The sequence below is a fragment of the Flavobacterium artemisiae genome (genome assembly GCF_042678225.1).
GTDB lineage: Bacteria > Bacteroidota > Bacteroidia > Flavobacteriales > Flavobacteriaceae > Flavobacterium > Flavobacterium artemisiae.
Window position 1 is genome coordinate 1 of record NZ_JBHUDZ010000001.1, and the last position, 17260, is coordinate 17260.

Sequence of the window (17260 nt, forward strand, 5' to 3'; positions counted from 1 at the left end):
GATGAACGTATTCGCTTCTGCGGGTGCAAAAGTAGAACCTTTATTTACATTTTCAAGCCTTTTTTTTATATTTTTCTCATCTTTTTTCCATCTTTTTCTTAACTCGCTGGTAACAGCTCCTTTACATTTTAATTATTTTTGATTCCGAGTAGGATTTTTCTTGTTTCGTATGTTGTTTTGACATTTTACACTTGTATTCCATCACAATTTTTATGGAGTTATTAGTTTTCAGCTTCTCTTTTTGCTCATTTTATCCTTAAAAACTCTTTTGAAAACTGCCTGCCATAGCCCTGATGGGAGGGAAAATCCTTTGAGGCCGGTCCCGATAGCTATCGGGAGGCCCAAAGATTGGAAGGAACAGCAGGTATCAGCTCCTTATTATTATTGAAATTTCACTTTTTTAAATTCCAAATTATTATTAGGAAATGCTTGGCTCTCCTTTATCTGGATGTTGATCTATACCTAACAGGTTTTGGAAACCTGTTAGGAAATGAAAACACTATACTTATATATTATGTACAAAAACAAACCCGACAGGTTTTAGAAACCTGTCGGGTTATGAATATCTTTATCATTCTATTAGCATCAATCAAAACGGATTGCTTTAACTGGTGATATTTTGGTTATTATATAAGACGGTATTAAGAGCACTAGAAAGCAAACTGTAATTGTCAGTAAATTCAAAAGAAGAATATAAAACCAATTTAGATATACTGGTGCTTGATTTACATAGTAGTTTTCAGGATTAAGCTGAACTATTCCAAATTGCTGCTGCATTAACAACAAAGCAATCCCAATTAGATTTCCCCAAAACAATCCTCGAATAATTAGATAGAAGGCATTATACAAAAACACTTTTCGAACCGCCCAGTTATTTGCTCCCATAGATTTAAGAATCCCTATCATTTGTGTTCTTTCTAAAATCAAAACCAATAATGCTACAACCATATTGATCGTGGCTACCAAAATCATTATTGCTAATATTATAACAATATTAAAGTCAAACAATTTAAGCCAGTCAAAAATATAGCTATACTTTTTTACAATGGTTTTTGTATCTAGATTTGATGATGTCTGTTCATAAATTTGATTCCCTGTTGCCTCTATGGAATTAAAATCTTTTATGAATATCTCAAAAGCTCCTATTTGATCTTCCCTCCATTTATTAATTCTTTGGATATGACGAATATCTCCTATTATATAAGTCGCATCAAAATCTTGAAATCCAGAATTAAAAATACCTGAGATTTTAAATCGACGACTGTTAGGTAATTTTCCTTGTTCTTCTTTTATAAAAAAGGTATTGAATTCATCTCCAAGTTTCAGGTTTAATCTATCTGCAAGGAACTTCGAAATAATAACATCTTCATTTAATCCTTTTGAAAAATCCGGCAACTTACCTTGTACAATGTATTCTTTAATATTATTCCAATCGTAGTCTGCGCCCACCCCTTTAAAAACAATTCCTTCGAATGCATTTTCAGTTCTTATAATTCCAGCTTTACTTGCGATTGCTTGAATATGCGTAACTTCTGGAACACTTTTAAAATTTGGATAAAAATCTTGTTTTTTGGATATCGGAACTATCGTAATTTCAGAATTGTTATTATCATAATTTGATATAATAATTTGCCCGTTGAATGCTGAAACTTTATCTCGGATCTTTTTCTGCAGACCAATTCCAGTTGCAACAGAAACTATCATCATGATAATACCAATTGCAATTGCCGAAATAGCAATTTTTATTATAGGTGCCGAAATACTGCTTTTATAATCTTTTGCAGTAATCAGTCTTTTGGCTATAAAATATTCTAAATTCAATTTAAAAGAGATTTTCTAAAAGTTATTAATCTATTCTCCACTCAAAAATACGTTTTAAAAACAGAAAATCAGATTCTCTTAAAAACTATTAATGATTTTTAATTTTTACAGAGGAAGTTTTTTCTTCATCTCCTCTACTATATTATACGCTGCCGGACAAATTGCAACATTTTTAAGGGTTAGATTCGAAATCTGATGAAATTTCTTTCTATCTGTATGTGGAAATTCGCGACATGCTTTTGGACGCACTTCATAAATCATGCAATAATTTTCATTATCTAAAAAAGTACACGGAACACTTTGCAAAACATAATCCTTATCTTCATCGATTCTCAAATATTGATCAATAAATTGCTGTGGCTTTTGTCTAAAGTGTTTTGAGATTCTTTCAATATCTGCCAAAGTAAATAACGGCCCGGTCGTTTTACAACAATTGGCACATTTTAAGCAATCCGTTTTTTTAAATTCTGCGTCATGCAAATCCTGCATTATATAATCTAAATTTTTAGGCTGCTTCTTTTTGAGCTTATCGAAATACTTTTTGTTTTCGTTATGCTTATCTTTGGCTAACTTATTTAAGTTATTTAAAATTTGTTTCAAGTTTAAAATTTAAAGTTGAGCTGCAAAATTAAGCAACTTTAAACTTGAAACCTTAATCTTTGAATTAAAACAATGAAAGATCTTTTTGGGAAAGCGATATTCGATTTCCAAACCAACAATAAACCCGAAGATATTATTACGGAAACTTCTATTTCTGAAGAAGATGAAATGAGCGTTGAATATCTTTTTCGCTCTTATAATGAAATGCCGCAAATTGAACAAAAAGCACTTCAACTAGCAAAAGGAAAAATCCTTGATGTTGGATGCGGAGCAGGAAGTCACGCATTATCATTGCAAAATGAACGAAACTTAGAAGTAACTGCAATTGATATTTCTGAAAAAGCAGTTGAAACTTGTAAACTTAGAGGTTTAAAAAGTGTCGAAGTAAAAAATATATTAGATTTTGAAGGAGAAAAATTCGATACCATTTTACTTTTAATGAATGGAACAGGAATTTTTGGAAAATTGAAAAACTGTAACATCTATTTATCAAAATTAAAATCTCTTTTAAATCTGGGCGGTCAAATTTTAATAGACAGTTCTGATATTATTTATATGTTTGATGAAGATGAAGATGGCGGTAAATGGATTCCTTCTGAGAATGATTATTACGGAGAGCTTGTTTTTAACATAAGTTACAAAGGAGAAAAAGAAGAACCTTTTGATTGGTTATATCTAGACTATAATACACTTCAAAATGCAGCAATTGCCAATGGATTAAATTGTGAATTGATTACTGAGGGTGAACATTTTGATTATTTAGCCAGACTATCCATTTAAAAATCAAAATCATTTGTTATGACAGAACTATCTTTAGAGAAATTAAAATATCCTATTGGGAAATTTTTAGCACCTGATTCTTATACTGCGGCATATCTTGCTCAGAAAATGGAAGAGATCGCAACTTTTCCAAAAAGGCTGGAAAAAGAAGTTCTGCATTTAAGCAATGAACAGCTTGATACTCCATATAGCCCGGGCGGATGGACGGTGAGACAAGTTATTCATCATTGTGCCGAAAGTCATATGCATTGTTTTATCAGAATAAAATGGGCTTTGACAGAAAACAATCCTGTAATTAAAGCTTATGATGAAGTTTTATGGTGTGAACTTCCAGATAATTTAAAAATGCCTATTGAGCCGACTCTTAATTTATTAAAAGGTCTGCATTTTAGACTAGCTTACATCATGAAGAATTTATCTGAAGCCGATTTAGAAAAGACGTTTGTTCATCCTTCTGATAATTCAGAAAATAAATTGAAAAAAATTATTGGCATGTATGCTTGGCACGGAAATCATCATTTAGCCCATATTACTTCTTTGAAGAAATATAAAAATTGGGGTTAAAACCAAATTGTTTATTTTTTATACAATTGTATATTTCCTGTAAACAAAAAAATCTCTTCAAATGAAGAGATTTTTTTGTTATGGTATATTCAGATATTTATGCGTTTGCAATGATACTCGCCATTTTGGATTATTCATTACATAATCAACAATAAGCGGTGTCATTTCTTCTTTTTTACTCCATTCAGGCTGTAAAAAAAGAATAGCATTATCATTTACAAGTTGTGCCTGCTCTTCAGCAAAGATAAAATCGTGTTTGTTATGAATAATCACTTTTAATTCATGTGCATTATCATATACGGTTTTTGTCGGCAATTTATTTTTTTTCGGCGAAAGACAAATCCAATCCCAAGTTCCCGATAACGGAAAAGCTCCAGAAGTTTCAATATGAACTTTCAAACCGCTGCCTTTTAGCTTTTGAGTCAAAAGTGTCATATCCCAAGATAATGGCTCCCCACCAGTTACAACAACCGTATCAGCATATTTCGCTGCATTTTCAACAATTAAATCAATACTTGTAGGCGGATGACTTTCCGCATTCCAGCTTTCTTTCACATCACACCAATGACATCCTACATCACATCCACCAATTCTAATAAAATAAGCAGCCCTTCCTGTATGCGATCCTTCTCCTTGAATTGTATAAAACTCTTCCATCAAAGGCAACATTGCTCCTTTATTTACTTCTAATTGTATTTCTTTTGGTAACATTTTATTATTTTAAAGTGCAAAGATAGTCAATAATATACGTAACAAAAAAACCGATAGTTTTTTGAACTATCGGTTTTTAAAATATGATTAAAAATCTAAATTATTTTAAAGCTTTTATAGATTGAGCTGCGTAAGTATTTGCAGGATCTAGAACTAAAGTTTTATTGAAGTATTCAACAGCTTTTGCTTTATCAGTATTAGCATATGCCGCACCAATTGCATTGTAAGCCTCAACGACTTTCTTAGCAGTTGCAGGTTTTGCTAATTCTTCTGCACCTTTTGCAGTAATTTTAGTTACATATTCTTCGTAGTTTTTGATAATCAAATCATCTTTATCCAATGAACTATTGATTCTTCCTTTGTACAAGTAAGCTTCATCATAACTAGGAGAAGCAGCTAAAACTTTATCAAAACTAGCATCTGCACTTTCTAAAGCAGCTTTGTCACGGCTTTCTGCAGGTTTTCCAGCATTTCCGTAGTAAACAGAAATTCCATAATAAACGGCATCATCTAAATAGTTTTTAGACTCTTTGTTATTTGCACCAAGTTCAAATAATGCTGCTGCCTGAGTATATTGTTTTTTACCAAACAACGCTTTTCCGAAATCAGCTAATTCTTCCACTGCAAGAGGTTCTAATTCAATCGCTTTTTTAATGTCATCTAAACCAGCATCAAAAGCAGCTTGATCTACAACACCTTCAGCATTTGTCCCTTTTTTGATTTTTGCAAAACCTAAATACAAATAATCTCTACCAATAACTTTGTTTGAAGGAACTTTCATGTAATCTTCAATAGATTTGATAGCTACATCAACGTTTCCATTTTCGTAAGCTGCATATCCTAAATATCTGTAGATTCTTGGATTAACTTTATCTTGAGCAATCATTTTGTTTGCAACAGTTTCTAAGCTTTTGTAATCTTTTACTAAAATCAAGAAATCTGCGTGACGCATTTTAGAATCAAGAGAATAATCTGTTAAGCTCAAATATTTCTCGTAGTTTGTAATTGCATTTTGCAAATTAACTTTAGCTGTAGAAGGTTTATTTCTAGCCCATTTATAATATGTTTCTGCAAGTTCTCTGTAAACAGGTCCGTAGTTAGCATCCAGAGCAATAACTTCGTTGAAAGATTTAATTGCTTCATCATAAGATTTTGCATTTTTCAACAGAACCCCAGACTGCATTTTTGCTCTTAATAAAGTATTATCCGCTGTAAAAGCATCACGATATGCTTTATAAGCATCATTTTGATTTTTATCTCCAAAATAAGCATCTCCAATTGCTAAAAGCGCTTGAGCGTTTTGAGGCTCAACAGCCAAAGCTTTTTGCAATGAAGCAATAGCAGCTTTATAATCTGGATTCTCAGAATTCATGTAAGCTCTACCAATGTAAATAAACTCATTTACATCTTTACGCTTCATATCTTTTGTAGCTAATGTAAAATTAGCCTGTGCAGCTGCAGTATTTTTTGCATCTAAATCTAATTGACCTAAACCAATATAATTTAAGTTTTTCTTATCAGAAGCTTGTAAACCATTTTGGAAATAAATTTTAGCAGAATCAACAACAGATTGATTCAAATAAACATTTCCTAAAACAAAATTTGCTTCACCATCAGAAGGTTTTGCTTTAATGATAGATTTCAACAAACCTTTTGCTTTATCAAATTGTTCTGCATCAATTGCTTTTTTTGCCTGATTGATGTCTTGCGCTTTTGTCGCAGTTGCCGAGACAACTAATGCAAGACTAAAAATTTTAAATTTATTCATCTTTATCGTAATTAATTTATTCGTTATCTTTTATAATTTCATTTCTTATTTTCAGTTTTCTTCCCGGGATTTTATAAGGAAGCAACCCTGATTTTAAAACGATTCTTTGTCCAATATCACCCGCTATAAATGAAGCGAATCCCATTCCTAGTCCTGAATAACCCTGACAGTTGATTATAAACAAATCGCGTGCCAAAGGATATTTTGCCTCAGCAAGGTCGTTTTGAGTAGGGCTGTAATATTGATTACTATTTAATCCTTTTACACTCAAAACATTAATTTTTTTGATTAAATCAGTTGTGTTTTGAGAAGGCTGCGAAAGCCAATTTACACCAACTACACCAATCATTCCATCGTTTTCTGAAACAAACTTAATTACTTCATCATTTGTTTTGAAAGAGAAAACGCCGGTTTTTGGAATATCTTTAATCTTCGCTAATTCTTTCATGAATCGAACTGTACTAGAGTTCGGATTATCAAAAACCAATCCCTTGATTCTTGGATCTGCTTTACCCTGCATAAAATCGATTACGGTTTTCAACGCAATTAAAGTATCATTATTGCTTTTATTTGAAATAAATGCAATAGCATCTTGAGCAAAAGGAGTAACACGCGGATTAATCTTACTTTTCTCAAAACGTGCTTTTTCTTCAGCAGTCAAATCACGTGCAGTTATAGCAACCTTCGCTTTCTGATTTAGTAAATCATTTATTACTTCTGCCTCTGATTTAGGTTTAACTGTAATCTTTGCATCATAGTAAGTTCCTTCAAAAACAGCCACCTGATCATCAACAATTTGTTTTACAGTCTCGTCGACAGTAACATCAATAGCCCCTTTTAAAATAGTTTCTTTCTGAGCATCATTCTTGCTTTTTTGGTTGCACATCGCAAACAAAAAGACAAAAATAAACAAACCAAATACCTTACTATATTTCAACATCTTTATTATTCCTTTGAATTAATTAATCTCAAAAATCTAATTGCAGAATATACGATCAACAATCCGCCAAAAGCATATCTATATTTTTGTTCCATGTTTAAAGGAAGCTTTTCCCAAAACATAATCATTAAACCGAGTACAAGATAAATTAAAAAAAACAGTATTCCTAAAACAAGAAGAAATCGCTCTTTGAGCGATTTCTTCTGAATATTATTAAGCATATCTTTTAACATTATTCTGCAGATTGAATAGTAATAGGAAGAGAGTATAATACCCTAACTTTTTTACCATTTTGCTCGCCGGGAGTCCATTTTGGACATTTTTTAAGAACACGAATTGCTTCTGCTCCTGTACCATAACCGATATCTCTTAAAACTTTAATATCTGTTAATGACCCGTCTTTTTCAACTACAAACGTAACGTAAACTTTACCTTTTAAACCTTCTTCTTCTGGAGTTTTGTAGTTGTTTCCTACGAATTTGTAGAATTTCTCAATTCCTCCTGGAAAGTCTGGTTTTACTTCGATACCAGCTGTGTTATATACAGTGTTATCTTCTTGTACTACTTCGGCAACTGGACCTTTACCAACTGGCTCATCTACAGTTAAAACTGCATCTGGATCTCCTTTGATAGTTTCAGAACCTACTTTTTTATCCTTTAAATCCACAATTTTTGGTGGATCTTCAGTGATCTCTTCTGTTTTTGCAACAACCGGTTTCACGAACTTAACCTGATCCACTTTTGGTGGTGGTGGTGGTGGTGGTGGTTGATTTGGTTTAATTTCCTCTTTTGGTTTTGGAGGTAATTTTACCGTTGCAATCTTAATATCTTTATTCTCATCTTCATCTGTTGAGTCAGGTAAGAAACTAGCAATAAGAGGAGCCGCAACAGCAAAGCTAAAAATAATAGAACCAATGATAAGCGCTTTTACAGTCGTCTTACCGTTAGATTTTCTAAGCTCATATGCACCATATATCTTATTTCGTCCTTCGAATACGATATCAAGCCACTGATTTTTAATTATATCTAATTTCATTTTTCTTGATTATTAGGTTATTGATAAAATACGAAATAAATCTTATTTCTTCTCTAACAATTCTTTTTCTTTAGGTTGGAAATCATTAACGATTGCATAAGTTCCAACTCCAGAAATTGCCATCTCATCTAAAATATCAACTAAGTTTTTATATTTAGATTTTGTACCAGGTTTAATAATAACGATAATTCCTTTATTTTTATCTCCTGTATATTCAATAACAGATTTTTTACGAGCTAATAATTCTCTACGAATTCCATCTTTACCATAAGCAATATCTTTTGGTCCAGCGATTGGCTCTTCTAATAATCCCATATAATATACAAGTTTATTATTTTCACCCATCATAATGGTCATCGTACGCTTCTCATCAACTTTTAAATCCTTATTATCTTTCGGATCTTCATTTTTGTCTGGTAACGACAAATCCATCGATTGAGGTTTTGACAACGAAGTAGTTAACATAAAGAACGTGATCAATAAGAATGCCAAATCCACCATAGCCGTTAAATCGACTTTCGAGCTTTGCTTTTTACTTCTTACTTTGCCACCTTTACCACCACCGCCGTCGCCGGTATTTAATTCAGCCATTTAGTGTATGTTTTTTAATTAAAAGTCTTTTCCTCTCATTCCAGTAACTAAGTTAAAGGAATTGATTTTCTGATCTTGTAGGATATCCATAATCTTTTTGATTTTTGGATATTCTTCTTTAGCATCTCCTTTTATTGCAATCTGCAATTCTTTATCATCAAGATCAATTGCAGCTCTTCTAGAAACTAAAAGCCAATCTTTTAATTGATTATCTAACGAATCTAATGGAATTCCAGGCTGTTCTGCTTTCGTTCTATCCGCTGCTTTCAAGTCGATAATTCCTTTTAAACCTGCAATTGGCACACCGAAGTCATCCATTAATGCAAATTTAGTTTTATCATCTTCAGAAAAAGTCATACCGTATTTTGCACCCATTCCTTCAAGAGTTCTTTTACGAAGCTCTCTTCCTTTGATGTCAAAAAACACTTTTCCTTTACCTACTGTAATAATAGCCAAATCAGAATCTGGTAATTTACTTTGTACAGTAGAAGATGGAGTATCTACAGGTAGTGCCTCAGGCACTTTAGCAGTAGCGGTCAAAATAAAGAACGTTAGCAAAAGGAATGCAACATCACACATCGCAGTCATGTCTGTCGATGTCGACTTTTTTTTCATTTTTATTTTAGCCATTATCTTTTTATTTTATTTTTTTGATATAGAAATTAAATATCAAAAATTAATTATTGTCTTAAACTTCCTCTGAATTTTCTGTAAGTATTAACGATAGTAGTACCAGCCTCATCGATAGAGTAAGTTAAATCGTCAATTTTAGCAGTAAAGAAGTTGTAAGAGATAATTGCTAATACAGAAGTAGAGATACCTGTTGCAGTGTTGATAAGTGCCTCAGAGATACCTGTTGCAAGAGCAGCTTGGTCAGGAGTACCAGCAGAAGCTAACGCACCAAACGCTTTAATCATACCTGATACAGTTCCTAATAATCCTCCTAATGTACCTAAAGATACTAAAGTAGAAACGATAGTCATGTTTTTCTCTAACATTGGCATTTCTAATGAAGTAGCCTCTTCGATTTCTTTGTGGATTACTTCTGAAGCTTCTTCACTGTTGAAACCTTCTTTTTTAACATCTTGATATTTAATCAAAGCAGATTTAATTGCATTTGCAACTGAACCTTGTTGTTTGTCACATGCAGCGATTGCAGCTTCAATGTTTCCTTCTTTAATGTTTCCTTGTACATTTTTCATAAATGTATCTAAGTTAGCTTTTCCAGCTGCTTTACCGATAACAATAAATCTTTCAATAGAAAAAACAACAACCATTAAGAACATACCTAATAATGCTGGTACAATGAAACCTCCTTTATATACCATTCCTAAAGTATTGATTGGGTGACCTGTTTCTGGATTTCCACCTTCAAAGTTTGCAGGAGAACCCATCACGAATTTCCAGATTAAAAACCCAACTAAGATACACGCTACAATAATGATCCCTGTAACCATTCCTCCCCCATTTGAAGTGCTCTCTTTTTTAACTTTAACGTTTGCCATTTTTTTTTAATTTTAATAGTTTTAAATAATTTTTATTTTTTAGTTATATTTAACTTGTAGAGGAGCAAATTTATACGTTTAGTTTAAATAAAAAAACTTTTTTTAATTTTATTGACCGAAATTTAACTTCAATTTAAAAAATATCTCATTAATTTGTTGACATCATTTTTTAGATAAAACAAAAAAAAGGACTATAATTAGAAAAATTACAACGTTTTAGTAAATATTCAAAGATTCCTTTGATATCTTCTTAAAAAGCTGCGGATTTTTTTTTTATTAATATTTCAATCAAAAAAGGCTTTTTCTTACTAAAAAAAACCATCATAAAAATGCCCAAAATACAAGCAACACTCATATAACCAACTAAATTACAAATAAAAAAATGAATAAAAAAGACAATTTTATTGCTGCTATAAATAATGGTTACGCATCTAAGGGAGACAGCATCATTCTTGGAGGCGCAATGCTTGATGGTGAACCACTTGCGGAAGCACACGTAAAAATCCCGCTTAAAACATTAAACCGCCACGGACTTATCGCCGGTGCAACTGGTACTGGAAAAACCAAAACAATTCAGGTTTTTTCGGAGCAGCTTTCTAATGCTGGAATTCCGGTTTTGATGATGGATATTAAAGGAGATTTTAGTGGTATAGCTAAAGAAGGTAAAGAAGAAGGTTTTATTACAGAGCGCCATGCTAAAATTGATATACCTTTTAATGTATCTGCTTTTCCTGTAGAATTAATGTCCCTTTCTAAACAAAACGGCGTTCGTCTGCGCGCAACGGTTTCGGAGTTCGGACCAGTTCTATTTTCACGAATATTAGATCTTAATGATACACAGGCGGGAGTTATCGCAGTTATCTTTAAATATTGTGATGATAACCAAATGCCTTTATTAGATTTAAAAGACATTAAAAAAGTCATTAATTATATTACAGAAGAAGGAAAAGAGGAAATCACGGCCAATTATGGCAAAATCTCTACTTCTACAACGGGAACGATCTTAAGAAAGATTATTGAACTAGAACAACAAGGCGGTGATTTGTTTTTTGGTGAACTTTCTTTTGAAACAGACGATTTAATGCGAATTGACGAAAACGGAAAAGGTTACGTAAATATCATTCGTTTAACAGATATTCAAGATAAACCAAAATTATTCTCCACTTTTATGTTGAGCTTATTGGCAGAGATTTATCAAAAAATGCCAGAGAAAGGAGATGCATCTCAACCAGAATTAGTAATTTTTATTGATGAAGCGCATTTAATCTTTAATGAAGCCAGCAAAACACTTTTAGAACAAATTGAAACGATTGTAAAACTGATTCGTTCAAAAGGGGTCGGTGTTTATTTCGTCACACAAAATCCGATGGATGTTCCGAGTGGTGTTTTGGCTCAGTTGGGATTAAAGATTCAACATGCTTTAAGAGCATTTACTGCAAATGATCGTCAGGCGATTAAAAAAACGGCAGATAATTACCCTACTTCTGAATATTATAAAACAGATGAGTTATTAACAAGTTTAGGAATTGGGGAAGCTTTAGTAACTGCACTTAACGAAAAAGGTATTCCAACGCCTTTGGTTGCGACGATGATGCGCGCGCCGATGAGTAGAATGGATATTTTGACGTCTGATGAAATCGCAGAAATAAATGAAAAATCAAAATTGGTTAAAAAATATGCTGAAGAAATAGACCGCGAAAGTGCTTACGAAATTCTAACTAAAAAGATCGAAGAAGCAACTCAAGTAGCTGCCGAACAAGAAGAACAAACGCCAGCAAAATCTACAAAATCAGGACCAACCACTACTGAAGTCGTTACTAAATCTGTTTTGAAAGTCGTAACGAGCGCTACCTTTATAAGAGGAGTGTTTGGAGTTTTGACTAAAATCTTCAAAAAATAAATTAAAAATTTAAACCATATAAGTTATATAAGTCAATTAAGCTTTGCGCATAGTTTTTTAAATGAACTTATATAACTTATATGGTTTAAACCTATTTAGAAAGTAATTCTAATATTTTATTTTCTACTTCAGGAGTATTCCAAATACTTTCGATGTTTTCTATTCGAAGAACTTCTTCCATAATTCCGTTTTGGTAATCTCCAATTGCTAGGGCTTCTGCATAAGGACGATCACTAAAAGTTACACGACTGTATAACGGAATCCATTTGTCTGGATGTTTGTCTGAAAATGCTTTTTCGATTTTCTTTTGCAGTAAGAATTTTTCATCTGCCGTTTTAGTACTCATTTCCATGAAATTTCGATATGAAAGCTCTGCAATCGCATCTGCATTTGGTTTTCTGGAAATTTGATATTCGGAGAAAATTGTTTTCCAATCATCACCATACTTTTCAATCATTTCGTTCAAAACGGTAATGTCTTCAAAACCAGCATTCATTCCTTGTCCGTAAAACGGAACGATGGCATGACAAGCGTCTCCAATCAACGCAATTTTATCTTCGTATGTCCACGGAAAACATTTCATTGTAACCAAGGTACTAGTTGGATTTTTAAAGAAATCATTGGCTAGTTCCGGAATTACTTCAATTGAATCGGGAAATTTCTTTGCAAAGAAATCTTCTACTTCTTTTCGATCTGTAAGTGATGCAAAAGAGTTATCTCCTTCAAAAGGCATAAAAAGTGTACAGGTAAAACTTCCGTCCAAGTTTGGAAGTGCAATCAACATATACTCACCACGAGGCCAAATATGAAAAGAGTTTTTATCTAGTTTGTGAGTTCCATCAGGATTTGCTGGAATATTTAGTTCTTTATATCCTACAGTCAAAAATTCCTGTGAATAGTTGAACATACTTTGGCGCTGCATTCTGTGACGGATTCTCGAAAAAGCACCATCGGCACCAAATACCATATCGTATTTTTTCTCCTCCCACTCGCCTCTTTCGCTTTCGCCGATATGAAGCGTTGCGTCACTCATGGTTACATCCCAGATTTTCTGTTCAAAAAAGAATTCAGCACCGGCATTTTCGGCAAGATCAATCATTTTTCTATTTAATCTTCCTCTCGAAATCGAATATATAGCTTCTCCGTCTTGTCCATAATTCTGAAAATTCAATTTGTCGACCAAATGAATTGCACGTTTATCCATCGGAATGGCAATTTCGCGAACTGACTCTCCAACTCCAACCGCATCAAGAGCCCGCCATCCGCGATTTGACATGGCAAGATTTATAGAACGTCCAGAAAAATTTATTTTACGAATATCAGGGCTGCGATCATAAACATGAACGACATGACCTGCTTTTTTAAGATAAATTGCTAAAAGCGATCCGACCAATCCAGAACCAACAACAGCAATTTTTAATGAAGTTTGCATCAAAGAAAATCTAATAATAAGATTGTAAAAATAAGTAATAAAAACACAAGACCTTAAAAATAAAGGAAATATTTAGTGTTTTATTGGGCATGTCCCGCCGAAAAAAGCGGGTCGGGCTTTCAGCTTTATCTTTTATTCCGTTTCTCTTCATAAAAGGATATCGCCTCTATCCCTCATGCGACATCAGTTTTCACAACAAACAACAGTCTTTTTAAAGATTTCAATTTCTACAGGCCGAGAGTATAAACTAGGCGAATATTAAGTATTTTAGCCTATAAATTAAGCACCGAAAACAATTATGAAACTAAGTACAGAAATAAAGCACTTATCCTTCACTCGAAATATCGTTTTTATTGTTTCGTCATTAGTACTCATCATTGCCTGGATGTTTATTTGTGCCAAGATAGATCGAGAAAACGATCGTGGATTATTGACCTCTTTCGGCTATTGTTGTATTTTTCCAGCAATACTTGTTAGTTTTTTTTCTAATAATAAGGTTGCCGATTTTTTTTCGCTCCTGATCTATCTATGTGTCGCATGCCTCTTAGTTCTGCTTGTGGGATTTACACTAGGTATTTTACTAACGGTAATTGCAGGACCGTTGGGAATTGCTGCGCCTTTATTAGTAACAGGATTTCTTATGTTTTACTGCATTCGGCTGGTGATCTCTTTTCCTGATAATAAAACCGCATTTTGGGTGATCCTTGTCCTGCCGATAATTGCAGCAATTATATTATATGCTTTACCTGCGAATAAGTCTGATCTGCACGAATACGGCATTGGTTTTCCAATTTCAATTTATCTGAGTTTACAGATAATAAGCATTGCGGTTCTTTGTAAACTAAATAACCAAGAACTCGAAAAATTATAATTTCAAATCAATAAAATATATGCAGAAAAAACTTTTAGTGATCGCTTTAATTGCAATGGGCGTAGCAAATTAATATTCACAAACATAAATACTTAAATATCTAGACTCCTTTAAAGAATGGGTCGACTCCTTAAAAATCCAATCAGCTAGAATTAATTAAACAATATTTTAATGTCAAATGCTTTAAATCTTTATTCTGAACATTATGTAAGCGTCAAATCCGAAAGATTTGTCAATAAAATATGGTGTCTGGATAATTTTTTAGGCGAAAGCTTGATCGAAAATAAACTTGTTCTCCCAAACGGCTGTTTTAATCTCGCCATTGTTCGCGGAAATGCAATCGAAGTGCACACCAGCAAAAAGAAATATGAAATGAACGAAGGTGTATATTTTTGTTCACAAATGACCAATAAAGTTTTAGTCAATATTCAGCCCAAAACTAAAGTCACGATAATACAGCTTCATGCTTGGACCCTTTCGATGTTTCCTAAATATGATTTAAGTGATTTTACCGATTCGATTATTAAAATTGATACTACTGAACTGCCTTTCAAAATTAATATTCAAGACGCTGTAGATACAACACTGCAAACTGTAAACTGTTATTTTGAAGAATTGGCTGATTTAAATTCAAACCGAAATTCAATTGAAAAAGTATGCGAAATAATCAAATCGAATGAGGACGAAATTTCAGTTTCTGAAATAGTAAAAACAATACATTCTTCTCAAAGATCAATTCAAATTAAATTTAAATCAGCAACTGGGCTTACGATCAAAAAATACGCTCAGATTCTAAAATTCAGAAAATCCGTTGATCAAATGGTAAATGCCGATTTAGAAAAAATGAATCTTACTGAAATTGCGCTTTATAATAAATATTTTGACCAGTCGCATTTTATCAGAAAGTTTAAAGATGTGACAAAAACTACTCCTAAAACCTTCAATCCCGATTCATATTTTCTTTCGCAGAAAAGATAAAATTTCGTTTTTGTACAATTTCCAAAATCTTGATTGAAGTATTTTTGCAAACGTTTAAATTAGTTTTTAACACATAGCGGCATAGATTGAAGAACGTGTTTCATACCACATTCTTTTTTGGGCTACAAAATTCTATGTTTCTATGTGTTAATTAATTACATTTCAACTTTCAATCATCAATTCAATCAATCAAAATGAAAAACATCAATTCAATTTCAACAATCAAAATCCTTCTTATTTGGATTTTACTCTCTCAATCTTCAATCGGATTTTCTCAGGAAAATAAAAATTCTGATTTGTATAAAGCTATTATGTCTCGTGACAGCCTGCTTTTTAATATTGGTTTTAATACCTGCGACCTTTCCCAATCTGAAAATTTGTTTAGTGATCAGCTCGAATTTTATCATGACAAAGGCGGTCTTTCAAACAAATCCGAATCTTTAAAAGCATTCAAAAATGGATTATGTAATTCTCCAACTACCTATCAATCAAGAAGAGAATTAGTTGATGGAAGTACTCAGATTTTCCCTTTATATAAAGATGGTATTTTATATGGAGCAGTTCAGAATGGTATTCATCAATTTTATGAAACGAATGCAGAGAAAGGAAAACCTTTATTAAAAGAAAACGAAAAACTTGTTGGCAAGGCACGATTTACTCACGTTTGGATTTTAGAAAACAACAATTGGAAACTAAAAAGAATTCTGAGTTACGACCACTTACCTTCAAACGAAGACCTAAATCAAACTGCTCTTTTTGACAACGATCTGGAAACTGAAAAATGGCTAAAAGAAAATAACGTGCCAGCTCTCGGAATCGGAATTATTGCTGAAGGAAAACTAAAGCAAATTAAAGTTTTTGGCGAAATTAAAAAAGGTGTTTCGGCGCCGTACAATACCATTTGGAATGTGGCTTCGCTTACCAAACCAATCACTGCAATGGTTGCCTTAAAATTAGTAAGTCAGGGAAAATGGAGTTTGGACGAACCGCTGGATAAATATTGGATTGATCCAGATATTGCAAAAGATCCAAATCATAAATTATTGACTACGAGAATTATTCTCAGCCATCAGACTGGTTTTCCGAATTGGAGGTATTTTAACGAATCCGGCAAATTGGATTTTAAATTCAAGCCTGGAACAAAATACCAATATTCTGGCGAAGGTTTTGAATATCTGCGAAAAGCATTAGAAAAGAAATTCAATAAAAAACTAGAACAATTGGCAGACGAATTGGTTTTTAAACCTTTAAAAATGAATGATTCTCAATTAATTTGGAATGACAAAATTGATCTTTCACGTTTTGCTATCGGCTATGATAACAAAGGAAATGCCTACGAACCCACCAAGATTAAAACGGCAAATGCTGCTGATGATTTAATGACCACAATTTCAGATTATGCAACTTTTTTATGCAGTGTAATAAATGGTGACGGATTATCCCAAAAAGTTTTTGAAGAAATGAATGCGCATCAAGTGCAGACTAAAAAGAATAAATATTTTGGCTTAGGTTTTGAAATTTATGATTTCGGAAACGGCGAATATGCTTTGTCTCACGGCGGTGCAGACAAAGGGGTGCAGACATTGGCTTTCATACTGCCAAAAACCAAAGAAGGAATCGTTATTTTTACAAATGTTGACGATGGATATAAGGTTTATGAAAAGGTAATTACGCATTATTTAGGAAAAAATGGAAAAAAATTGATTGAAATTGAAACCAAATAGAAATTCGGTCGTCTAACATTTTAAAGACGTTAAAAATAT

General features: G+C 32.8%; 17 protein-coding genes. 6 read left to right on the plus strand and 11 right to left on the minus strand.

Annotated features, from left to right (window positions below; all coding sequences use genetic code 11):
• Positions 1-585: 585 nt before the first annotated feature.
• Positions 586-1821: an ABC transporter permease gene (locus tag ACFSC2_RS00005; protein ID WP_379817202.1), complete on the minus strand. Its 1236-nt coding sequence runs from the start codon at positions 1819-1821 to the stop codon at positions 586-588.
• A gap of 105 nt (positions 1822-1926) precedes the next feature.
• Positions 1927-2421, minus strand: a complete 495-nt coding sequence (locus tag ACFSC2_RS00010) for a YkgJ family cysteine cluster protein (protein ID WP_379817203.1) — start codon at positions 2419-2421, stop codon at positions 1927-1929.
• A 72-nt stretch (positions 2422-2493) separates the two neighbouring features.
• On the opposite strand from ACFSC2_RS00010, the gene ACFSC2_RS00015 reads away from it, so the two are divergent.
• Both ACFSC2_RS00015 and ACFSC2_RS00020 read left to right on the plus strand, forming a co-directional pair.
• Entirely contained in the window at positions 2494-3201 is a 708-nt protein-coding gene (locus ACFSC2_RS00015) for a class I SAM-dependent methyltransferase (RefSeq protein WP_379817204.1), read from the plus strand.
• Positions 3202-3219: 18 nt separating this feature from the next.
• Positions 3220-3765 (plus strand): YfiT family bacillithiol transferase, encoded by a 546-nt coding sequence (locus ACFSC2_RS00020; RefSeq protein WP_379817205.1) that lies wholly within the window; start codon positions 3220-3222, stop codon positions 3763-3765.
• A 78-nt stretch (positions 3766-3843) separates the two neighbouring features.
• Here ACFSC2_RS00020 and ACFSC2_RS00025 read toward each other — a convergent pair whose 3' ends face one another.
• From ACFSC2_RS00025 to ACFSC2_RS00060, 8 genes are all read right to left on the minus strand, one after another.
• Entirely contained in the window at positions 3844-4476 is a 633-nt protein-coding gene (locus tag ACFSC2_RS00025) for a 7-carboxy-7-deazaguanine synthase QueE (protein ID WP_379817206.1), read from the minus strand.
• A gap of 100 nt (positions 4477-4576) precedes the next feature.
• Positions 4577-6244 (minus strand): tetratricopeptide repeat protein, encoded by a 1668-nt coding sequence (locus ACFSC2_RS00030; RefSeq protein ID WP_379817207.1) that lies wholly within the window; start codon positions 6242-6244, stop codon positions 4577-4579.
• Between the two features lie 16 nt (positions 6245-6260).
• On the minus strand, positions 6261-7184 hold the full coding sequence (locus ACFSC2_RS00035) for a PstS family phosphate ABC transporter substrate-binding protein (protein ID WP_379817208.1): 924 nt from the start codon (positions 7182-7184) through the stop codon (positions 6261-6263).
• A 5-nt stretch (positions 7185-7189) separates the two neighbouring features.
• Positions 7190-7417, minus strand: coding sequence for a hypothetical protein (locus ACFSC2_RS00040; protein WP_379817209.1), 228 nt, complete (start codon positions 7415-7417; stop codon positions 7190-7192).
• The gene (locus ACFSC2_RS00045; RefSeq protein WP_379817210.1) at positions 7417-8220 is read right to left on the minus strand and encodes an energy transducer TonB; all 804 of its coding nucleotides are present in this window, start codon (positions 8218-8220) and stop codon (positions 7417-7419) included. The genes ACFSC2_RS00040 and ACFSC2_RS00045 overlap by 1 nt, the downstream gene beginning before the upstream one ends.
• Positions 8221-8262: 42 nt before the next feature.
• On the minus strand, positions 8263-8811 hold the full coding sequence (locus tag ACFSC2_RS00050; RefSeq protein WP_379817211.1) for an ExbD/TolR family protein: 549 nt from the start codon (positions 8809-8811) through the stop codon (positions 8263-8265).
• Between the two features lie 18 nt (positions 8812-8829).
• The gene (locus ACFSC2_RS00055) at positions 8830-9441 is read right to left on the minus strand and encodes an ExbD/TolR family protein (RefSeq protein ID WP_379817212.1); all 612 of its coding nucleotides are present in this window, start codon (positions 9439-9441) and stop codon (positions 8830-8832) included.
• A gap of 50 nt (positions 9442-9491) precedes the next feature.
• The gene (locus ACFSC2_RS00060) at positions 9492-10316 is read right to left on the minus strand and encodes a MotA/TolQ/ExbB proton channel family protein (RefSeq protein ID WP_379817213.1); all 825 of its coding nucleotides are present in this window, start codon (positions 10314-10316) and stop codon (positions 9492-9494) included.
• A gap of 382 nt (positions 10317-10698) precedes the next feature.
• Here ACFSC2_RS00060 and ACFSC2_RS00065 point away from each other — a divergent pair, with 382 nt between their 5' ends.
• Positions 10699-12216, plus strand: a complete 1518-nt coding sequence (locus tag ACFSC2_RS00065) for a helicase HerA-like domain-containing protein (protein WP_379817214.1) — start codon at positions 10699-10701, stop codon at positions 12214-12216.
• Between the two features lie 91 nt (positions 12217-12307).
• On the opposite strand, the gene ACFSC2_RS00070 is transcribed toward ACFSC2_RS00065, so the two are convergent.
• On the minus strand, positions 12308-13648 hold the full coding sequence (locus ACFSC2_RS00070; RefSeq protein ID WP_379817215.1) for an FAD-dependent oxidoreductase: 1341 nt from the start codon (positions 13646-13648) through the stop codon (positions 12308-12310).
• Between the two features lie 298 nt (positions 13649-13946).
• Between ACFSC2_RS00070 and ACFSC2_RS00075 the strand changes: the two genes are divergently transcribed.
• The 3 genes from ACFSC2_RS00075 (at position 13947) to ACFSC2_RS00085 (ending at position 17221) form a co-directional block, all read left to right on the plus strand.
• Complete coding sequence (locus tag ACFSC2_RS00075; protein ID WP_379817216.1) at positions 13947-14519, plus strand: hypothetical protein; 573 nt, start codon at positions 13947-13949, stop codon at positions 14517-14519.
• Between the two features lie 171 nt (positions 14520-14690).
• Positions 14691-15497 (plus strand): helix-turn-helix domain-containing protein, encoded by an 807-nt coding sequence (locus ACFSC2_RS00080; protein WP_379817217.1) that lies wholly within the window; start codon positions 14691-14693, stop codon positions 15495-15497.
• 194 nt (positions 15498-15691) lie between these two features.
• Entirely contained in the window at positions 15692-17221 is a 1530-nt protein-coding gene (locus ACFSC2_RS00085; RefSeq protein ID WP_379817218.1) for a serine hydrolase, read from the plus strand.
• The last annotated feature ends 39 nt before the right edge of the window (positions 17222-17260 follow it).